This window comes from Virgibacillus sp. Bac332 (genome assembly GCF_003667785.1).
Taxonomy (GTDB): Bacteria; Bacillota; Bacilli; order Bacillales; family Amphibacillaceae; genus Virgibacillus; species Virgibacillus salarius.
Genome location: NZ_CP033046.1, coordinates 2,540,793 through 2,562,971 on the forward strand (window position 1 = coordinate 2,540,793; position 22,179 = coordinate 2,562,971).

A 22,179-nucleotide genomic window follows, 5' to 3' on the forward strand; every position below is an offset into this window, starting at 1 on the left:
GTGAATGTGTAGAGGTGAACAAATGAGCAGAATAGAAAGAAGGAAGTCCAAGCGTTCCCACCTTGTTCGTAAATTAAAGGTAATACTTTATAGCTGTCTATTTATTATTTTTATTGGATTCTTAAGTTTTGCTGCCATTGTATTTGCAGGTAGGCTAGTAGTTGATGATGAGAAATTTTTATTAAATGCTACAACTACGATTGAAACTGAGGATGGAGAAATCATAGGTCGATTATACAATGAGAACCGCACCCTTGCTTCACTTGCTGATATCCCAAAGCATGTTCAAGAGGCGTTTATTTCGATTGAAGATAAGCGGTTTTATGGTCATGCTGGTGTCGATTTCCGTTCTGTGTTTCGGGCGATATACAAAGATATTATTGCAATGAGTAAAGTGGAAGGAGCTAGCACCATCACACAACAGCTTGCTAAGAACCTGTTTCTCACGAATGATAAAACATGGTTACGTAAGACGAAAGAAGTGATGGCAGCTGTTTACCTAGAACAAACACTTCCTAAGGAACGCATTCTTGAATTGTACTTAAATGAAATTTATTTTGGACAAGGGGTATATGGTGTAGCAACTGCTGCAAATTATTACTTTTCCAAACCAATTGAAGAATTAACGATTGCCGAAGGAGCTTTGCTGGCAGGGCTTGCTAAGGCACCAAATGGGTATTCTCCAATAAACCACCCTGACAAGGCTAAGGATAGACGTAATACTGTTTTAAGATCGATGGAGGATGCAGGTGTAATTACTACAGAACAGCGCGTTAAAGAGGAACAGAGATCTCTTGGGTTAGATGTGAATAAATGGGATCCAAAACCATGGGCTGCGAGCTATGTTGACTTTGTCATGAAAGAAGCCGCAGCTGAGCATGATCTATCATTGGAAGAACTGAAGCGCGGAGGCTATCGAATTATTGTAAATATGAATGATACTGCACAAAAAGTAGCATATGATCAGTTTAAAAACGAGAATTATTTCCCAGGTAATACTGCTGGTACACAAGGAGCCTTTGCTATGATGGAGCAGAAAACCGGAAAGATCGTATCCATTATCGGAGGTAGAGATTATCAACTAGGTGACCTGAACCGTGCTACAGTATCAAGACAACCAGGTTCGACGATGAAGCCTATTGCAGTATATGGACCAGCTATGATGCAAAAAGAAAAATTTCAGCCTTATACACTTATACCAGATCAAGAAATTGATTATGATGGTTATACGGCCAAAAATTATGACGACAATTATGAAGGAGCTGTTTCTATTTATGATGCAGTCATTCACTCAAAAAATGCACCGGCTGTTTGGCTTTTAAATGAGATTGGCATCACAAATGCTAAGCAATATTTAAGCAAACTAAACCTTTCTATAAAGGATGAAGGACTTGCAATTGCCTTAGGAGGACTGACGGAGGGAATAACCCCCATTGAGCTAATGGAAAGCTATAGCGTTTTTCCACGGAAAGGAAAAGTGATCGAATCGAATGCGATAGACCGTATCTATAATCGTAATCAAAAGCTATTATTCCATGCTAAGCCAAAGTCTACGAAAGTGTTTGATTCCCAGGTTGCCTGGAACATGACGGAGATGCTTATAGAAACAGTGGCCAGTGGAACTGCAAGTGCTGGAGATTTTTCTAAAGCATTAGCTGGAAAGACAGGGTCGACACAACATTTGCAAGTCAAAGGAAAGACAAAAGATGCGTGGTTTGCCGGTTATACACCAGAATACGTCATGGCATTATGGATGGGATATGATAAATCGGATAAGGAGCATTACTTAACTGGTGGTAGTGAATACCCAACAAGGCTTGTAAAAAGCATTTTAACGGAGTTGGATAAACAGGATTCACTTGTCCAGTCATTTACAAAACCAGAAAAGGTTACAGCTGTTCCGAAGCCGATAGTCCTCCCTGAAATCAAGAATTTACAAGCTAGTTATTCCTTTGGGAGTATATCACTAGTAAGGGGTAAGCTGACATGGGAGGGGTCTACGGATAAACGTGTCATCTATCGAATTTACCGTGATAAAGCTGGCATAGATGAGCGAATTGGCGAAGTTGAAGGTGTTACAGAATTTACGATCGATGACGCATTATTTAGATCGAAAAGGTATTATATTGTTCCTTATAACCCATTAACAAAAGTAGAAGGTAAACGCTCTAAATCAGTACAATTAACGTGGTAATTTAGACAAATTCATGACAATCAGTAAGCATTACTATACAGGTTTACTATTAATCGATATAGTTATTAGTGGCTAATGAAGTACGTGAAAAGGATGGATGGTATGTCAAAGAAAATAAATGATACGATAATTCGCGCATATAAGGGGGAAGTTACCGATTATACACCAGCTTGGTTTATGCGTCAGGCGGGGAGATCCCAACCAGAATACAGGGCTCTAAAGGAGAAGTATTCATTATTTGAAATTACGCATCAACCAGAATTATGTGCCTATGTTACTAGATTGCCCGTTGAAAATTATGGCGTGGATGCTGCGATTTTATATAAAGATATTATGTCGCCATTACCTGCTATTGGCGTCGATGTTGAAATTAAATCGGGAATTGGTCCAGTTATTCATAATCCAATTACATCTTTTCATGATGTAGAAAAGCTTGGTGCAATTAATCCGAAAGCAGATGTTCCATACGTGTTGGACACAATTCGCCTATTGACAGAAGAGCAGCTAGATGTGCCTTTAATTGGATTTAGCGGTGCCCCGTTTACGTTAGCTAGTTATATGATCGAAGGCGGACCTTCTAAAAATTACAATAAAACGAAAGCATTCATGTATCAGCAAGCAGATGCATGGTTTGCTTTAATGGACAAACTATCAGATATGGTGATAGCGTATGTGGATGCCCAGGTTGAAGCGGGAGCTCGAGTTATTCAAATCTTCGATTCCTGGGTAGGTAACTTAAATGCTGCTGATTATCGTGTGTTTATAAAACCAGTAATGACGCGTATTTTCTCCGAGTTGAGAAAGCATCAAGTACCACTAATCATTTTTGGGGTTGGTGCACGGCACTTATTACTTGAATGGAATGACTTGCCGGTGGATGTTATTGGTTTGGATTGGCGTACCTCAATTGCTGAAGCTAGACAAATCGGGGTAACCAAAGTAGTCCAAGGAAATCTTGATCCAACGATTCTACTAACGAATTGGGAAATGATTAAAACGAAAACCAAAACTATTCTGGATGAAGGCCTTGCAGATGGCAATCATGTATTTAACCTTGGTCACGGGGTTACGCCGGATATCAAACCGGCTACATTAGAAAAACTGACGGCCTTTATTCATGAATATACAGGAAAGAACAAATAATCTTTAAGCAAGAAATCTAAATGAAGAGGTGCTTGGTAATGGGAAAACAAAAATTGGGATTATTAGTAATGGCTTATGGAACACCTTATAAAGAGGAGGATATCGAACGTTATTACACGCATATTCGCCATGGGAGAAAACCAGATGAAGCTGCATTACAGGATTTAAAAGATCGTTACAAAGCAATTGGCGGAATTTCTCCATTAGCAAAAATAACAGAGCAGCAAGCAGCGGCATTAGAAGAAAATTTAAATGCTTTACAGGATGAAGTTGAATTTAAAGCTTACATCGGTCTAAAGCATATCGAACCATTCATTGAGGATGCTGTACAGCAAATGGCAAATGATGGTATTGAGGAAGCTGTTTCCATTGTATTAGCTCCTCACTATTCTACCTTTAGTGTTAAATCTTATAATCAACGAGCGAATGATGAAGCTGCTAAGCATGGCGTGACATCCATTACTTCTGTAGAAAGCTGGTATGACGAGCCAGGATTTATTAAGTATTGGGCAGATCAAATATCTGCTGTCTACGATAAAATGACAGAGGATGAGCGTGAAAAAGCAGTCCTAATTGTTTCAGCACATAGCCTGCCAGAAAAAATCTTGCAAAATGGTGACCCATACCCACAACAGTTAGAAGAAACAGCGAAGTTAATTGCTAAAGAAACGGGTATTCGTAATTATGAAATTGGTTGGCAAAGTGAAGGGAATACTCCTGATCCTTGGCTTGGACCTGATGTACAAGATCTAACAAGAGATCTTTATGAGCAAAAGGGATATCGTACATTTGTCTATGCGCCTGTCGGCTTTATTGCGGATCATTTAGAAGTACTATTTGATAATGATTATGAATGCAAAGTAGTTTGTGACGAGCTAGGAGCAACATACTATCGTCCGGAAATGCCGAATGTTCATCCCCAGTTCATTCGTACATTGTCTGAAGTTGTTTTGAAAAAAGTAAAGCGTGAAGTACAATGAAGCCAACCAAGACGATTGCAATTGTGGGTGGCGGAATAACAGGCTTATCTGCTGCCTACTATTTACAAAAAGAGATAAAAGCAAAAAATCTACCCTATGAGATTAAGCTAATTGAAGCAAATAGCCGCTTAGGTGGAAAAATAAAAACCTTGAGACGTGATGGGTTTACGATTGAACAAGGTCCGGATTCACTTCTTGTCAGAAAACAGCCTGCTGTTAAACTTGTGGAAGAATTAGGGTTACAAGAGCAAATCGTCCGTAATGCAACAGGACAATCCTATATATTGGTTAATGATAGATTACATAAGATGCCTAAAGGAACGTTTATGGGAGTTCCAAAGGATATCGGACCGTTACTCACTTCTAAGTTAATTTCACCAAAGGGTAAGGCTCGCGCGTTATTTGATTTGGTATTGCCTAAAGGGAAACAAAAGGACGATCAATCACTAGGTGCTTTTTTCCGCCGTCGATTTGGAAATGAGTTATTAGTAAATCAAATTGAGGCATTATTATCTGGAATTCACTCTGGGGATATTGACCAAATGAGTTTAAAGGCAACCTATCCGAACTTTTATCAATTGGAGCAAAAATATGGTAGTGTAATAAAGGGCTTGCAGAAAACGATGCCAAAGGCGGATAAGCGTAAAAAGAAAAATCCAGAAGGCGTATTCTTTTCCTTTACAAATGGATTGGAAACACTTGTGAATCGTTTGGAAGAAGTACTTGACGACGACATCATCTCCTTGCAAACATCTGTTGATCATGTGGAAAAAAAGGAGCATGGGTACCATTTGTTACTAAGCAATGGAAATGTGTATAAAGCTGATGCAATCATCATGGCTACACCGCATTTTACAATACCAAAAATTTTTAGCCAGTATGATTTCTTTAAACCATTTACTACTGTTCCATCTACATCTACAGCAAATGTTGTTTTAGCATTCGATCAGTCAGCTATTAAAAAGGATATTAATGGTACAGGCTTTCTAGTGTCAAGAAGCAGCGATTATCAAATCACAGCTTGTACATGGACGCATAAGAAATGGCCAACAACGACACCTAAAGGAAAGATCTTACTACGGTGCTATGTAGGGAGACCAAATGACGAGTCTGTAGTCGACTTATCTGACGATGAATTGACGGATGTTGTTTTAAATGATTTAAATAAGACCATGAAAATTAAAGCAAAGCCAGAGTTTCGCGTCATTACTCGATGGAAGAATTCACGACCGCAATATACTGTAGGACATTTGGAGCGTCTTTCTGAAGTGCGTAATGAGGCTAATAAACATGTACCAGGAGTGTTTTTAACAGGATGTTCCTTTGATGGGGCTGGTATTCCCGATTGTATTGAACAAGGTGAGCAAACCGCACAAGATGTCATATCATTATTACAGTAATCATATATACAGTGGGCCGGATAGAAGCTGAAATTCTATTCGGCTTTTTTAGTCTAGGAAATTATAAAATTTGCCCAAGTGGATAAAGATGGGCGTGTTGAGCCTCGTCCAGCTCCAGCGCCTAGAAACTACGCGACTTCACGAACCGCCCTAATCTAAGTCAACATCGGCTCGCAAGCTCTATCTCCGTTGACTCGCTCCAGTCGCTAGGCTTCTAATCAGGCGCTTGTGCTTTTGTTTTAAGGAGAAAACCTCTGGCTGGGGGCTAGAGAGCTTATAGCTTGGCAATAAAAACTCACTTTATGGTAGGTTAAAGCTGTTGGTTTCTGGTGATTTTGATTTATCCACATTACAAAGGTCGACGGTATCGTAAATAATACGTGGGGGTGAAGGCAAAACCCCCACTGATGGAAATAGCACTTACAAAGATTATTTCTTTATCAAGAATTAAATGATAACATTATCTAGCTGGATGATCACAATCGTCACATAAATTACCGTAGCAATCTGCTTTCTCAACCATTTCATGACCACATTTACTACACTTTTTCTTAGGTAGATTTCTAAAAAACTCCATGACGTTTATCATGTGATTCCTCCTCTTGATTGAATTAAACTCATTGTAATATAACAGTATTCAATTAGTCAATACTGTGTTACAACAAAATAAAAAATAGGAGTGTATGCTTATGAAATTTACTGTTATTGGCTGCTGGGGTGGGTATCCTGCGCCAAATGGAGCAACTTCATGCTATTTACTAGAAACGAGAGGTTATAGCATGGTGCTAGATATGGGTAGTGGAGCTTTATCAAAATTGCAACAGTTTAAAGCAATTTCAGATTTGGACGTTGTCCTATTGTCTCATTATCATTACGACCATATCGCTGATATTGGAGTTCTACAGTATGCAAGATTGGTCAACTATTATATAACAGGAGTAGGCCGTGTATTACCCATTTTTGCACATACAGAGGATAGAGACGCATTTGATTCATTGACACATTCATTTACAAAGGGAATAGAATATGACCCAGCATTGCCTTTAAGCGTAGGACCGTTTACCATTACTTTTCTAAAAACGAAGCACCCAGTCCCTTGTTATGGAATGCGTATTACAGATGGTCAACATGTTATTGTATATACAGCAGACACTAGTTATCATATAGACTGGATTGATTTTGCGAAGAATGCAGATCTTTTGATTACAGATTGCAATCTTTATGCGGAACAAGATGGGACAAATGTAGGGCATATGACTAGTAGTGAAGGAGCATCAATTGCACAACAAGCTAATGTTAAACAGCTAATTTTAAGTCATTTGCCTCAGTACGGTGATAAGAATCAATTAAAAGAAGAGGCGGAACAGATTTATCAAGGTGTAATACAAATTGCAAAAGAAGGTTTGGTTTGGGAGCGCTAGGTTTATTTTTTGATTACTACTCTTATTTACATTAAACTAAAGCTATACCAAATACCTATTTTTATGTTGAAGGGAGTATAAACGATGAAGTTTATTGACAATAAAGGGATTACAGACCCATCAATTAATCTTGCACTTGAAGAATATGTATTGCAAAATTTTGGTGAGAAAGATACATATTTACTATTTTATGTGAATGCTCCATCTATTATTATCGGTCGGAATCAAAATACGATCGAAGAAATAAATACACAATATGTAGATGATAACGGCATTAAAGTCGTCCGTAGATTATCAGGTGGCGGAGCAGTATACCATGATGAAGGTAACTTAAACTTTAGCTTCATAACGAAAGATGATGGAAATAGCTTTCAAAATTTTGCTAAATTTACACAACCAGTGGTTGATGCTTTAAATAAACTTGGTGTGCCAGCTGAACTACAAGGGAGAAATGACCTTACTGTAGAAGGTCGGAAAATTTCAGGGAATGCCATGTATTCAACCAAAGGGAAAATGTTCAGCCATGGTACACTTATGCTGGATTCTGAAATAGAAAATGTTGTTTCTGCATTAAAAGTTAAAAAAGAAAAGATTGAGTCAAAGGGAATTAAGTCAATCCGTAGTCGTGTTGCTAACATTTCAGAATTTCTTGAGAAAAAAATTACCGTTGATGAATTTAAAGAGATTATTCTGCGACATGTATTCGACGTAGAGGATGTTGCTGATGTTCCGCGCTATGAGTTAACTGAGGAAGATTGGGAAAATGTCCATCAAATATCGCGTGAGCGCTATCAAAATTGGGAATGGAACTATGGGAAATCACCATCCTTCAACATTCAAGCATCACATAAATTCCCTGCTGGTCTTGTTGATGTGCGACTAGATGTTAAAAAAGGTGTCATTGGAAATTGTAAAATTTATGGGGATTTCTTTGGTATTGGTGAAATAAAAGTCATGGAAGAAAAGTTAGTAGGTGTTCGTCATAATCGCCAAGCTCTGGAAGAAGCATTGGCAAATGTTGATGTATCTCATTACTTAGGAAAAATTTCTAAAGATGATTTTATTAATTTAATTTATTGAGTTAATTTCATAATATAGAGCCCTTGGGGCTCAAGACTTTAAAGACATAAAAATTAGAGCACCTCCCCAAATCCTGTATAATGTTAGTTACCACACAAACATAAACAGAGAGGTGAGATGCCCCCTATGTCTATTATACGACAACAAAGCTTGTTTGACATACACGAATTATATGAGATGGAACCTACCCATCATTTTGAAGCTGTTTTTTCAACAATCAATTTGGATCCTATCTTGAATTTATTTGATAAACCTAATAAAGTTGGTGCCCCAAGAGAACTGAATTACGGTGCCATGATCTACTCATTAATCGCTCGTGTGGTGGAGCGAATTGTAACAATCAAAGACCTGATTAGGCGTTTAAAACGTGATCCTATTTTTCGATATGACTGTGGATTTCTTCACTCTGACCAAATTCCATCTGAAGCTTCTTATTCAAGAATGGTTACTATCATCAGTGAATCAGATGAGATGGAACATATCCATGATGAGCTTATTTTTCTTGCCATCGATGAAGGGCATATCGGCGAAGAAAACATCGCTATTGACGCTACTCATTTCGAGGCAAGAGATCGCGCTCATACATCCGATAAGAAAGAAAGGACAACACCGAAAAAGCGCGGACGCAAACCAAAAGCTGAGCGTGAACAATGGCTCAAAGAAAAACAGGCCGAGGAAGAAGCGCGTCCGATTTATGAAAAAGAAATTGTTCATCAGCTTTCTGAATCAGTGGAAGTGTTGTTGAATGAAGCCCCCATCGAACCAAAATGGGGAGTCAAGAAAAACAGTGATGGAAAAAACATCTTCTGGTTTGGCTACAAAGGTCACTTAGCCGTTAGCACAAAAAGCCAGTACATTCTTGCGGGGATGATGACGTCCGGTAGCCTCAATGATGGAAAGGCAGCCATCCCTTTATTAAAGAAAATTGATCGCGATCTTCCGTCTTTATTTACTGCTGGCCTTTTCGATGCCGGTTACGATTATGAACCAATCTATCAACAATTAATCGATCAGGATCTACAAGCTGTCATTCCATATAACCGACGTAACGAAGGAGAGACGGTTGGTTATGACGAGTACTTCGCACCGACTTGTGTCCTAGAGCATTCCTATCGCTACGACAGCTTCGATCCAAAATACAAGACATTGAAATATACACGTCCGAAGGAATGTGCAACGTGCCCATTACAACACGACTCACTTTGTCAAAAGACTTTTAAAATCAAACAATCTACAGATATCCGAAAGTACACCAATCCCGCAAGGGGATCGAAAAAATGGGATGAACTGTACAAAGAACGTACCGCTGTCGAACGTGTTAATGCCTATTTGAAAGAATTCTTTGGACTGAATAATGTCCGACACCGAACCGGGAAAAAATCAAGTCTTCACTTCCATTTGGTGACGCTTGTTTATAATGCCTCAAGATTAGCCGCGGATCGGATTAGACTAGAAATGAAACATAAGACGCTAAAAGCTGCATAAATAAAATTGATCTTTATTAAAAAAACTTGAAAATCATCAAGGAACAACTCTATGCATTTTTAAAAACAGCAATTATGAAATTGATTCTATTAAATGAAGATAATTGTTAAGCCTAGGGCTTTTTAGAAGTTCAATTAGAGCCGTCATCTTTTCACGGACAGCTGCAGCTTTTACAGGAATCAAACTCGCTCCTAGCGGGATCTTCAGCAGTTGCTGCTTCCGCAGGGGCGACGGCTCCATTACTATCTATCTACTTTGTCTATTCGTTTTATAGAGAAAAAAAGAAATCCAACTAAGGATGTCTTTTTTTTGGCCTAATTTGCTTTTAACACAGTGATCTCCTTACTGTGAAGGAATAGAATTTGAATTTCTCACAATTTGTTAACGCTTGCACTTGAAATGATAAAAATCGTAATTTATACTAAAATAGTAAAATAATTCATATGTTTTTGAAGATAGAGGAATAGCCAAAGTAATGGGAAGTATTCTTCTATTAAAAAATGCTGCATAATGAATGATTATTCATTCATTATGCATGAGGAGGATTAGCAGTGAATTTAAGTGAACAATTAGCTGTTACTGCAAAAAAGTATCCTGACAAGACGGCATATGTGTTTCAACATAAAGAAACGTCTTATTTTGAACTGAATCATGCTGTTTCGCTATTTGCCTCTGGCCTAGCATCCTTAGGATACAAGAAAGGAGATCATGTTGCCTTAGTTGTTGGTAATAGTCCTTATTATGTCATTGGTCTGTATGGCGCGTTACGACTTGGTCTAGTTATTATTCCAATTAATCCTTTATATACATCAAGTGAAATGACATATATAGTGAAGAATGGAGATGTCAAGGCTGTTATTACAATGGATGTATTATTGGAAAAGTTTCATGCAATCGATGATCAATTACCTGCGATTAATCATTACATAGTCTGCGACTCCGAGAAAAACGTATCATCACCACTCTTTCTTCAAGAAAAAACAAAAGCATTTACTGAAATTTTAGCTCTTGGAGAAACAAGCTTTATAGACCCTTCTTTGGATCAAGAGGATTTGGCTATTATCCTATATACCTCTGGAACGACAGGAACACCTAAGGGAGCGATGCTCTCACATAAAAACTTATATTCTAATGCAAAAGATACAGCAGATTATTTAACAATAAATAATCAAGACCGTGTGATTGCTGCATTACCTATGTTTCACGTTTTTTGTTTAACGGTTTCGTTGAACGCTCCATTAATGAATGGTGGAACAGTACTGATTTTGCCTAAATTTTCACCTACGGATGTGTTTCAAGTTAGTAAACAATATCAAGCCACGATTTTCGCTGGTGTACCTACAATGTATAATTACTTGGTACGAAGTGGGAAAGAGATGGTAGATCATTTTTCTACGATTCGTTTATGTATTTCTGGCGGCGCATCTATGCCTGTGGCTCTTTTAAAGTCCTTTGAGGAGATCTTCCATGTGAAGGTTTCAGAAGGGTACGGGTTATCTGAGGCCTCACCAGTAACTTGTTTTAACCCATTGGATCGTCCGCGCAAACCAGGATCTATTGGTAGAAGTATCCTTCACGTGGAAAACAAAGTAGTTGATGAGTTTGGCGAAGAAGTACAGGTGGGAGAAGTAGGCGAACTTGTTGTTCGTGGACCAAACGTTATGCTAGGCTATTATAAAATGCCGGAAGAATCGGCAATTGCTTTAAAGGATGGTTGGCTTTATACAGGAGATATGGCTCGAATGGATGATGAAGGGTACTTCTATATCGTTGATAGGAAAAAAGACATGATTCTTGTGGGTGGGTATAATGTATATCCAAGAGAAGTGGAAGAGGTTTTATACGCCCATCCAGGTGTTTCCGAGGTTGCTGTTATCGGTGTTCCCGATAGTCAAACTGGAGAGGCTGTATGCAGCTTCGTTGTGGTTAATGATTCTTCTATAACAGAGGACGAGTTATTGGAATACTGTGCTACCTATCTAGTAAAATATAAAATTCCTTCCACTGTTGAATTTCTTGAGGAATTACCTAAAAATACGACAGGAAAGATATTACGAAAAAATTTAAGATCGCATACACGAAATTGAGAAGAAAAAATGGCTGGGACAAGAGAATGAAGAAACAATTAAAAACGAAAACGAACGATGATTATTTTTGATTAATTATCGTTCGTTTTTTGATCAGAATCATTCATTTAGCACCTGAAATAAGCGAGACTCCGGCGGTAACAGCACGCGTCCGAAGATCCACGTATTAACGTGTTTTTCTTTACCAAAGTTAGCTGAGGCCGTGCCCGCGGAAAACGAATATAGTTTCACGGTGCGGCGATGATACTCCTATTGATAATATGATTATTCGTATTTTGAGTAAAGAAGTTGTGTTTTGTCCCAGCCTCTTTTTTGTTGTGGGATAAGACTGAACAAATAATGTATGGTTGTGTATAAATTGAGAGAGAATAGAGATAAGAGGTGATAAGGGATGAACTTATACGAAGATGAAGAGAAGGAGCTTGCTACTTTTACATGGTTAAATCCTGAGTTTGATGTATCTCAGAAACAGGAGCAAACCACTCCATCGCATTATGAATTAAAACATGAGGGTGATGCAGAAAACAATCGTTGAATTTTGTGAAGATATTGTTTTTATCTTCCATTTTCTCTATAATTTTGATAAATTAATATATAAGCCACTTTCTTTTCTTCGGAAAGGATGAGCATTTTAATGTTGAATTTGTATACATCTACACCAGAAATCACCCCACTGACTGTTGCTCTTGTTGCCCAACGTGATTCCAAAGATAACCCCATTACTATGGTATTAGAAGAAGAAGCTGAATATCCAGTCAGCTTTTCTCCTAGCAAAATTGTCGATCATGCTTGTAAGTTTTTTGGTGCAAGTTTAAAAGGTCGACAAGAGGGTACCAAAGATATCTGTGGAATTACACATAAAGCACCAATCACAATTGATCCAATTAGTGGCATGTATTTCTTCCCGACTACATCCCCTTCAAGCTCCAAATGTTCATGGATTGCACACTCCCATATTGATCAAGTTCTTAAAGCAGCTAATTATGGTACAGAAATCCTGTTTAAGAATGGCAAGCGTGTATTTCTTGATATCTCCTATGGTTCTGCGCTAAATCAGGTTCAACGAACTGCGCAGTTTCGCTATCTTTTAGATAATCGTATTAGGTTTTTGCAGAAGCATATTGATCGGACTGCCCCTTTTCCATTAATTCCTCAAGAATAGTTAGGACTTTTTTTCGAATAGCAGGGTTAAAATAATTCCGTTTTTCCTCACGACCTCGGCAGAGGAATAAATACGAAGAAAATGAATCATTTTTTTCTAATGTAACGACCTTTATTTGTTTATGAAGCATAGTACTTCGTAACACTCTGCGTTCATTGACTGCTTCTGCCTCCATTCTTTTCAAAAGTCCCATATAATGCTCTGTGATTTTAAACGCTCCTTTTTGGAAATGTTGCATGTCTTGTTGTATAACGACCATGGCCATCGATAGGAACAGAAAGCGAGAAGCAATCGTTAATTCTTCTTCGTTTAGATAGCGCATGACAATCTCCCTCCTTGACAAGAACGTTTGTTCTTGTTCATAGTATATGCAAAAATTAATAAACTAATCAATGGTAACTATTAGAAATGAAAAGAAAGTGGCAAATTAAGGATATGACTATGCATAATTAGATGTTTACATTAAAATAAAAATAGATAGACTTAAAAATAGGATAAAGTGACATTTACATATTGAGGAGATTTTACTACATGTATTTATTAGACATCCAACTTTCGGATTGGAAAACAATGATTGAAAATGACAATTTCGATGAATATATTATGCACTTGCTTCATAATTACGAGAATTTAGGGCCACTACCAGGGATATTGTTGCCATTCATTGAAGCGTTTCTCCCTTTTCTTCCATTGGTTGTATTTGTATTTGCCAATGCAGCGGCATATGGGTTGCTTGAAGGCTTTTTATTATCATGGGCAGGGTCAGCACTGGGCGCTGTCTTAGTATTTTTAGTCATTCGCAAGCTTGGTAATAAACGAATTTTTAAAACGATTCGAGGGAATAAACAAGTAAAGAAAGTGACAACCTGGTTGGAGCGACATGGATTTGGACCACTTTTCTTATTAATGTGTTTTCCTTTTTCACCATCCTCTGTCATCAATGTTGTTTCAGGCTTGTCGAAAATTAGTAAGCAACAGTTTATTCTTGCTGTAATTATGGGGAAATCGGTGATGATCTTTTCCATTGCTTATGTAGGCTCAAGTATTATGGAATTTGCTAAAAATCCGGTGAAGACTATAATTGTTGGAGGTTGCATCGTCCTTTTTTGGATTATTGGTAAGTATATCGAGAAGCGTTTGCAGAAAAAGGCGCTTGAAAATGATGAAATAGGCTCTGAAAAGGGTTAAGACACTGTCCTCCAGGGTATGATGTAAAGAGAACATACTCTGGAGGAAGGTTTGGCATGAAAAAAATAAAATATCGAAAAGTGATTCCACTTGTATTGCTTGGGATCATAGTTGCGATGGTATTCCGTTCTGTGATTTTTGCTAGTTATGTTGTAGACGGAGAATCCATGCAGCCAACATTAAACGATGGTAACTTATTAATGGTTAATAAAGTCGTCTACGATCTAACGGATGTGGATCGTTTTGATGTCATCGTGTTTCACGCTAATAAACAGGAGGACTATGTAAAACGTGTAATAGGTGTTCCTGGGGATGAAATAAAATATAAGGACGATAACTTATATATAAATGGAAAATATGTAGAAGAACGATTTTTAAGTGAGTTCGTTCAGGCAAGTAATGGAAAACCATACACCGAAAACTTTACCTTAGAAGAAATTACGGGTAAAACAGAGGTTCCAGAAGGAAAACTATTTGTAATGGGCGATAATCGTGATAATAGTCTGGACAGCAGATCGTTTGGGTTTATTTCACAAACACAGCTTGTAGGGAAAGTAGATGTGAAATATTGGCCGCTTTCTCAAGCGAGTTTAAGCCTTGGCAAATAGTTATGTAGTAGCTCTCATCTTTGGTAAAATAAAAGGATGAGAGCTTTTTAAATTGGAGAAGGAAATGGGGGAAACATTATGGGACTCCGTTTTATTACTGGACGAGCAGGAACGGGGAAAAGCGGCCGTTCATTGGATGAGATGAAAGCCAAATTAATTCAGGAACCACAAGGCCCACCTATATTCTATATCGTTCCAGATCAAATGACATTTCAACAGGAGTATACACTGTTTAATGATAAAGATATTCGCGGGAGTATTCGTGCTCAAGTAGCAAGCTTTTCAAGGCTGGCTTGGAGGGTGCTGCAGGAAACAGGAGGCGGGACGAAGCAGTTTATTAGTACGGTTGGTATTCAAATGATGCTACGCAAAATTATAGAAGAAAAACAAGATGAGTGGCATGTTTTCCAAAAAGCAATGGAAAAACAAGGTTTTTTACATCAATTAGAAACAATGATAACGGAGTTTAAGCGATATACCATTACACCAGAGCTATTGCATGCGCAAATTGAACAAATTGGTCAATACGTACATAAGGAGCCTGGGGAAGAGGCGTTAGCGAATAAGCTTGAGGATTTAGTATATATCTATGAAAAATTACTATTTGCTTTGCAAGATAAATATATAGATGGCGAGGATCAACTGCAATTACTTGCTGATAAGATTAAAGAGTCGCAATTATTACATGAAGCAGAGATATATGTTGATGGGTTTCATCGGTTTACACCAAAAGAAATGATGGTAGTAGAAGCACTTATGAAAAAATGCAAACGTGTAACTGTCGCGTTAACTGTGGAGCAGCCAGAGGGGGACGCTGTGTCTGAATTGGATTTATTTTACCAGACAACGGAAACCTACCAAGCACTTAAGCAAACTGCGGAAATGAATGACGTAATGATAGAAGAGACCGTTGAACTTGACCCTGAATATGGAAGATTTCGAGATCGGCCTTACTTTGCACATTTGGAAAAAAATTTTGATGTCCGACCTGTCCCTCACTATGATGGGCAAGTTCCACTGCAAATTGCAGAAGCAGTCCATCCCCGAGCAGAAGTAGAAGGAGCAGCTCAAGAGATTGTTCGACTTGTTAGGGAAGAGGGCTATCGTTATCGTGATATTGCGCTGTTTATTCGGCAAACCGATACGTACCATGATTTAATTGCAACGCTCTTTAATGATTATGACATTCCAGTTTTTATTGATGAAAAAAGAACCATGCAGAATCATGCGCTAATTGAATTGATTCGTTCTTTATTAGATATGGTAGAAGGAAATTGGCGATATGATGCTGTTTTTCGCGTACTCAAAACTGGTTTTATTCCAAGTTTAAATAAGGAATATCCGCTAAACCCTGACGCAATAGATGAATTAGAAAATTATGTACTAGAGTATGGAATTAGATCAAGAGAGCGCTGGCTAGGAGAAGAAGAGTGGGTGTTTCAAAGATTTCGAGGATTTGACCAAATGGCGCAAACAGATATGGAAAGAGATACACAAGCAAGAATAAATCATTATCGTAACCAAGTGGCGCAGGCATTAGGAAACTTCGATACGCAAATGAGAGACGCTTCAACCGTTCAGGAAAAATGTGAAACCATTTATTTATTACTAGAGGAATTACAAGTTCCCGTTCGATTAGAGGAAATACGTACGGATTATGATAATGTTGGAGAGCTTGAAAAAGGAAGGGAACAAGAGCAGGTATGGGATGCTGTCATTCAATTGTTTGATGAAATCGTTGAGATGGCTGGAGAAGAGGAAATGTCACTAACTACGTTTCGAAAAACATTAGAAGCTGGTTTCGAGACGTTAACGTTTGCTCATGTTCCGCCAAGTATGGACCATGTCATAGTTGGTTCTATCGATCGTTCTCGAATCAGTGGAATAAAATGTGGTTTCCTTCTCGGTGTAAATGAAGGCGTTTGGCCAATGAAACCACCAACTGATGGATTGATAAATGAACAGGAAAGAGAAATGCTGGCTGGTCATGGATTAAAGCTAGCAGAAAGTAGCAAGCGCCAATTACTTGATGATTGGTTCTATATGTATATAGCATTTACGGTAGCTAGAGACAGATTGTGGATTAGTTATCCTTTAAGTGATGATGAAGGAAAGGCAAAGATGCCTTCACAGCTGATTAAGCGTATGGAGGATCTATTTCCAAGCTCCAGTGACCACTTGGTTTTGCAGGATCCTGATGAATTATTAGATGCAGGTCGATTTATAACGACACCAACGAAGACAAGAGCTGCTTTAACAGCTCAGTTAGCTAGATATCAAAAAGGCTACCCTGTTAGGAGCATATGGTGGTATGTACTGAATTGGTATATGGAGCATCACAAGAAGTATCATACGACGTATCGAATTTTACAAAGTTTATTCTATCAAAATAAACCTACCGACTTGTCTAGTGAAACCATCGAACAGCTTTATCCAAAACAGGTAAAGGCGAGTGTTTCTCGATTAGAGACATATTATCGATGTTCATACCAGCACTTTGCAAAATACAGTTTAGGACTTGAAGAGCGTAGAACATACAAGTTAGATGCACCAGACATTGGGCAATTATTCCATGAAGCGTTAAAAACCATTACAGAATGGGTTCAAAGCGAAGGTAGAGATTTTTCACACTTGAACCAGTCTGATGCAGCTAATTATGCGTCTAAGGCTGTAAGCCATTTAGCGCCAGTACTACAGCATCAGATTCTACACAGTTCTAACCGTTATAAATACATTCAACAAAAGCTGGAAGAAGTTATCGCACGAGCGGCTTTTGTATTAAGTGAGCAGGCAAGACAAAGTAATTTCTCTCCAGTTGGGTTAGAATTAGGTTTTGGTAAAAATCAGAAGCTGCCACCATTAACGATTACGTTGGAGAATGGTTTTGAGTTAATGCTACGAGGTAGAATTGATCGTGTCGACAGAGCAATAAAGGATGATGAACTATTTTTACGAATTATAGATTATAAGTCTAGTGCCAAAGGACTTAACCTAATGGAAGTTTATTATGGTTTAGCTCTACAAATGCTTACGTATTTAGATGTGGTGTTAACGCACTCTGAAAAGTGGCTAGGGGTTCAAGCGACACCAGCAGGAGTATTATACTTCCATGTCCATAATCCAATGATTACAGGAAAAGGGAGACTTGATGATGCCTCCATCGCGGAAGAATTGTTTAAGAAATATAAAATGCAAGGATTACTATTATCAGACGAAGAAATTGTGAAATGGATGGATACTGCATTAGATTCTGGAGCTAGCCAAATTGTTCCTGCAGGTGTAAAGAAAAAGGGTGGCTTTTATAGTTATTCCAAAATAGCAGATCAACAAACATTCGCTAGTTTACAAAATCATATGCATCGACTTATGGCTAAAGCTGGTATTGATATGACTACAGGGGGAGTTGATTTAAACCCTTATCAGCATAAGCAGCAAGTTGCATGTACATATTGCCCATTCCATGCTGTATGTCAGTTTGATTCAACCATAGCAACGAATGATTACAGAAAGCTAACCGACTTAAAGGATGAAGATATCCTTAACCGTATTCAGAGGGAGGAGGGCGATTCATGGTAAGCTGGACAAAAGAACAAGAGGAAGCAATATATACCAGTGGGAGCGATGTACTCGTTGCAGCGGCAGCAGGTTCAGGGAAGACCGCTGTACTCGTTGAACGAATAATACAGAAGCTCCTTAATAAAGAGAACCCAGTAGATATCGATTCTCTACTCGTAGTAACCTTTACAAATGCTGCAGCCCAAGAAATGCGTAAGCGAGTTGGCGCAGCTCTTGAAAAGGCTTTGGCTGAAGACCCATCTTCCCAACATCTAAAGAAACAATTATCCCTACTACAACGGGCATCGATATCCACACTGCATTCCTTTTGTCTTGAAGTTGTACGTCAATATGCATATTTATTAGATATTGATCCTTCATTTCGCATTGCTAATGAAATGGAAGTAGATTTAATGAAACAAGAGGTAATGGATGATTTGTTTGAGGATTGGTATGGTGCAGATGGCGCTGACCAGGCATTATTTTTTCAAGTCGTAGATCGTTTTTCGAGTGACCGTAGTGATGCTGAAGTAGAAGACTTAATCCTTTCTCTCTATTCGTTTGCTGTACAGAATCCTTGGCCTGATCACTGGCTAGATCAATTAGCAAATGCGTATGATGTATCAGAAAATGATGAGCAAATAGATCTTTATTGGTTAAATATACTTAAGCGTGAGGTGGAAGGGAAGTTTGAAGCTATTCAGCAAGAAATGCTACTTGCTATGAATATAACAAAAGAAAATGACGGACCGTACCAGTATGCGAATACGATAGAAGAAGATATAGCTATGTTGCAGGAAGTTAAACGAGTTCAAGGTGATTGGAATCAACTTTATAATTTCATGAAAGACTACACATTTTCAAAACTATCGAGTCAACGTGTTGAAGTAAATGAGGAGAAAAAAAAGCATGTTCAAAAGCTAAGAAATAGCTATAAAAAACGTTGGAATGATATGAAGCAGGACTGGTTTAGTAGAGATTTAGCTAGTCATTTAGAAGATATGCGTGAAATGGCGCCAGTAATTAAACAATTGACGGAGTTAGTGAAGGAATTTAAACAACGCTTTACAAAAGAGAAGCGGGAGCGAGCAATGGTAGATTTCACGGACCTCGAACATTATTGCTTACAGTTATTAAATGAAGATGATTCAACCGAGTCACCAACACCATCAAAAGTGGCAGTTGGATTTCAACGACGATTTTCTGAATTACTCATCGATGAATATCAGGATACTAACCTAGTACAAGAGACCATTCTACATTTATTAAGTGATCAAATTGGTAAGGGAAATCGATTTATGGTAGGAGATGTAAAGCAAAGTATTTACCGTTTTCGACATGCGGAGCCGTCTTTGTTTATTGGTAAGTATAAACGATTTGCTGCTAATACTAATTCGGGAAAACGCATTGATTTAGCCAGAAACTTTAGAAGTAGAGAGCAAGTTTTAACTGGAACGAATTATATCTTTCGACAAATTATCGATGAAGCTCTTGGTGAAATAAACTATGATGAAAATGCGGAGCTAATTTATGGCAATAAAATGTATGATGAATATCCTTATAGTCAGCCAAATCCAGAGTTGGTAATTATAGATCGCCATATTGATGAACAAGAAGAAAGTATGGAGGAAGTGGACTTCCGAGATTTGGAAAAGGCAGAGCTTGAAGCTAGAGTATATGCTAAAAAAATTAAAAATTGGATTGGTCAAGCAGATCAAGCACCTTTGCAAGTGGTTGATAAGGAAACAAACGCCCAAAGGGATATGCAATATCGGGATGTTGTCATTCTGCTTCGGTCGATGACATGGGCTCCGGCTATTACAGATGAGTTGAAAAAACAAGGTATTCCTGTATATGCAGAATTATCAACAGGTTATTTTGAAGCAATTGAAATAAAGGTAATGATTAGCCTTTTAAAAGTGATTGATAATCCGAGACAGGACATCCCATTAGCGTCAGTATTACGTTCACCAATAGTTGGTTTAAATGAAGAAGAATTGGCAGCAATTCGATTAGCAGGAAAGAATCTTTCGTTTTATGATGCATTAAAAAACTATGTTAAGCAGCATACAAATGAAACTGCAAAAAGGCTTCAACGTTTTGTTGACAATCGGGAAAGATACCGTTTAGCATCTAGGCAAGGTTCTTTATCTGAGTTGATTTGGCAGATTTTTCGAGAAACAGGGTATTACGACTTTGTTGGAGGTATGCCAGGAGGCAGACAACGACAGGCGAATCTCCGAGCTCTCTATGATCGAGCGCGAACGTATGAAAAAACGTCATTTCGTGGATTATTTCGATTCCTACGCTTTATCGAGCGAATGGAAGAACGAGGGGATGACCTTGGAGCAGCAAGGGCTCTGAGTGAACAAGAGGACGTTGTACGTATTATGACGATTCATAAAAGTAAGGGACTTGAATTCCCTGTAGTGCTTTTAGGGGGGATGGATAAACAATTTAATTTGATGGATTTAAATCAGAAATACTTATTGCATAAGGATTATGGTTTTGCCAGTAAATACATCGACCCAGTTAAGCGAATTAGCTATCCAACACTGTATTATCAAGCGTTAAAGCGTGAAAAATTGAGGGAGCAGCTCGCAGAGGAAATGCGTGTACTTTATGTTGCATTAACTCGCGCAAAAGAAAAACTTGTCATGATAGGGAGTGTACCATCTTTAGAGAAAAAAATAGAGAAATGGGAGAAAATAAGGGAGCATCATGAATGGGTACTTCCTTCGTACTTCCGCATCGAATCAAAAACCTATCTGGATTGGGTTGGTCCAGCGCTCTTACGTCATCGTGACTGCGAAATGTTACGATTAGGCGATACCTCAAAAATGTCGAATGAAACGATAGAGCATGATCCGTCACATTGGGATGTGACCATTATTCATGGAAGTGAGCTGGTCAATAATACGGAACCTAATAAGGACAATGATGTGCAATTATATGAGCACATTTCTAAATGGAAGCCGTTGGATTTAACAGATAATGAACTCAAATATATCGTTGATCAACGTTTGCAATTTACGTATCCCTATCGAGAGGCTGCGACCTCAAGGGCAAAACAAACAGTAACTGAAATTAAAAGGCAACAGGAAATAAAGGATGAATATAGTTCTGATCAGCTTGTAGCTACATTTCAAAAGCCGATTGTTAAACGACCAGTATTTATGCAAAAGGAAAAATCAATGATTTCAGCTGAAAAAGGAACTGCAATGCACACAGTCATGCAGCATTTACCTATTAAACGAGTATTAAATGGTTTGCAAATAGAGGAAGAAATTGAAAAAATGATAGAAAAAGAGATTATAGGAAGACAAGAAGCAGGCCAGATTGACATCCATGCAATTGAGCAATTTTATCATACACCGATTGCTGCATTTATCATGGGTGTACCTAAATTCTATCGCGAGGTACCATTTAGTCTTGCATTGCCAGCAAGTGAAGTTTATACAACATGGCACGCACCAGAAGAAAATGTGCTAATACAAGGGGTAATCGATTGTCTTATTCCAAAAGAAGATGGTTGGATAATGATCGATTATAAAACGGATGCCATTAATGCTGAATGGACAGAGCAAGTCAAGGAAAAAATGCTACACCGTTATTTTACGCAAATGAAGCTTTATCGATATGCTGTTGAAACGATTTGGAAACAGCCTGTAAAGGAAACATATTTGTATTTCTTTGCGAAAAATCAACTTGTTGAAGTGCCACAGGAATTAAAAAGCTAGGCTAATAGTAGAGTAAAGCAAAATTCTGTTTTGTTATGTACAAGGGGGTGCGACATACTAAAACGGCTCTTTTTAAAGACGAAACCATCCTTTACACTCCCGCCGAAATATAGTGTGGGAGCAAAGGCTCAATAAT

16 protein-coding genes are annotated in these 22,179 nt (G+C 38.2%); 14 read left to right on the forward strand and 2 right to left on the reverse strand.

Annotated features, from left to right (window positions below; translation table 11 throughout):
• Positions 1-22 precede the first annotated feature (22 nt).
• The 4 genes from D9782_RS12020 to hemY all read left to right on the forward strand — a co-directional run bounded on the left by D9782_RS12020 (position 23) and on the right by hemY (position 5,717).
• Complete coding sequence (locus tag D9782_RS12020) at positions 23-2,194, forward strand: transglycosylase domain-containing protein (protein WP_121604865.1); 2,172 nt, start codon at positions 23-25, stop codon at positions 2,192-2,194.
• Positions 2,195-2,296: 102 nt separating this feature from the next.
• Complete coding sequence (gene hemE, locus D9782_RS12025; protein ID WP_026680604.1) at positions 2,297-3,337, forward strand: uroporphyrinogen decarboxylase; 1,041 nt, start codon at positions 2,297-2,299, stop codon at positions 3,335-3,337.
• A 38-nt stretch (positions 3,338-3,375) separates the two neighbouring features.
• Positions 3,376-4,317, forward strand: coding sequence for a ferrochelatase (gene hemH, locus D9782_RS12030; protein ID WP_026680605.1), 942 nt, complete (start codon positions 3,376-3,378; stop codon positions 4,315-4,317).
• Positions 4,314-5,717: a protoporphyrinogen oxidase gene (gene hemY, locus D9782_RS12035; RefSeq protein WP_121604866.1), complete on the forward strand. Its 1,404-nt coding sequence runs from the start codon at positions 4,314-4,316 to the stop codon at positions 5,715-5,717. Before hemH ends, hemY begins: the two co-directional genes overlap by 4 nt.
• Positions 5,718-6,177: 460 nt before the next feature.
• On the opposite strand, the gene yhfH is transcribed toward hemY, so the two are convergent.
• Entirely contained in the window at positions 6,178-6,306 is a 129-nt protein-coding gene (gene yhfH / locus D9782_RS12040; RefSeq protein WP_080668645.1) for a protein YhfH, read from the reverse strand.
• Positions 6,307-6,406: 100 nt separating this feature from the next.
• On the opposite strand from yhfH, the gene D9782_RS12045 reads away from it, so the two are divergent.
• The 6 genes from D9782_RS12045 to D9782_RS12065 all read left to right on the forward strand — a co-directional run bounded on the left by D9782_RS12045 (position 6,407) and on the right by D9782_RS12065 (position 12,952).
• The gene (locus D9782_RS12045; RefSeq protein ID WP_026680607.1) at positions 6,407-7,138 is read left to right on the forward strand and encodes an MBL fold metallo-hydrolase; all 732 of its coding nucleotides are present in this window, start codon (positions 6,407-6,409) and stop codon (positions 7,136-7,138) included.
• Positions 7,139-7,222: 84 nt separating this feature from the next.
• On the forward strand, positions 7,223-8,218 hold the full coding sequence (locus tag D9782_RS12050) for a lipoate--protein ligase (RefSeq protein ID WP_026680608.1): 996 nt from the start codon (positions 7,223-7,225) through the stop codon (positions 8,216-8,218).
• A gap of 126 nt (positions 8,219-8,344) precedes the next feature.
• A complete protein-coding gene (locus D9782_RS12055; RefSeq protein WP_121603749.1) occupies positions 8,345-9,703 on the forward strand; it encodes a transposase in 1,359 nt (452 codons plus the stop codon).
• Between the two features lie 551 nt (positions 9,704-10,254).
• A complete protein-coding gene (locus D9782_RS12060; protein WP_026680609.1) occupies positions 10,255-11,790 on the forward strand; it encodes a fatty acid--CoA ligase family protein in 1,536 nt (511 codons plus the stop codon).
• Between the two features lie 391 nt (positions 11,791-12,181).
• Positions 12,182-12,325 (forward strand): hypothetical protein, encoded by a 144-nt coding sequence (locus tag D9782_RS22920; protein ID WP_161629266.1) that lies wholly within the window; start codon positions 12,182-12,184, stop codon positions 12,323-12,325.
• Between the two features lie 99 nt (positions 12,326-12,424).
• The gene (locus tag D9782_RS12065) at positions 12,425-12,952 is read left to right on the forward strand and encodes a competence protein ComK (RefSeq protein ID WP_121604867.1); all 528 of its coding nucleotides are present in this window, start codon (positions 12,425-12,427) and stop codon (positions 12,950-12,952) included.
• On the opposite strand, the gene D9782_RS12070 is transcribed toward D9782_RS12065, so the two are convergent.
• Positions 12,891-13,274, reverse strand: coding sequence for a YhjD family protein (locus D9782_RS12070; RefSeq protein ID WP_121604868.1), 384 nt, complete (start codon positions 13,272-13,274; stop codon positions 12,891-12,893). The two genes, D9782_RS12065 and D9782_RS12070, sit on opposite strands and share 62 nt — an antisense overlap.
• A 209-nt stretch (positions 13,275-13,483) precedes the next feature.
• Between D9782_RS12070 and D9782_RS12075 the strand changes: the two genes are divergently transcribed.
• From D9782_RS12075 to addA, 4 genes are all read left to right on the forward strand, one after another.
• A complete protein-coding gene (locus tag D9782_RS12075) occupies positions 13,484-14,140 on the forward strand; it encodes a TVP38/TMEM64 family protein (protein ID WP_121604869.1) in 657 nt (218 codons plus the stop codon).
• A 56-nt stretch (positions 14,141-14,196) separates the two neighbouring features.
• On the forward strand, positions 14,197-14,748 hold the full coding sequence (gene lepB / locus D9782_RS12080; protein ID WP_121604870.1) for a signal peptidase I: 552 nt from the start codon (positions 14,197-14,199) through the stop codon (positions 14,746-14,748).
• Positions 14,749-14,826: 78 nt separating this feature from the next.
• Positions 14,827-18,324 carry a helicase-exonuclease AddAB subunit AddB gene (gene addB, locus D9782_RS12085; protein WP_121604871.1) on the forward strand — a complete coding sequence of 1,166 codons (3,498 nt, stop codon included), beginning with the start codon at positions 14,827-14,829 and terminating at the stop codon, positions 18,322-18,324.
• Positions 18,318-22,043: a helicase-exonuclease AddAB subunit AddA gene (gene addA / locus D9782_RS12090; RefSeq protein ID WP_121604872.1), complete on the forward strand. Its 3,726-nt coding sequence runs from the start codon at positions 18,318-18,320 to the stop codon at positions 22,041-22,043. The genes addB and addA overlap by 7 nt, the downstream gene beginning before the upstream one ends.
• Positions 22,044-22,179 lie beyond the last annotated feature (136 nt).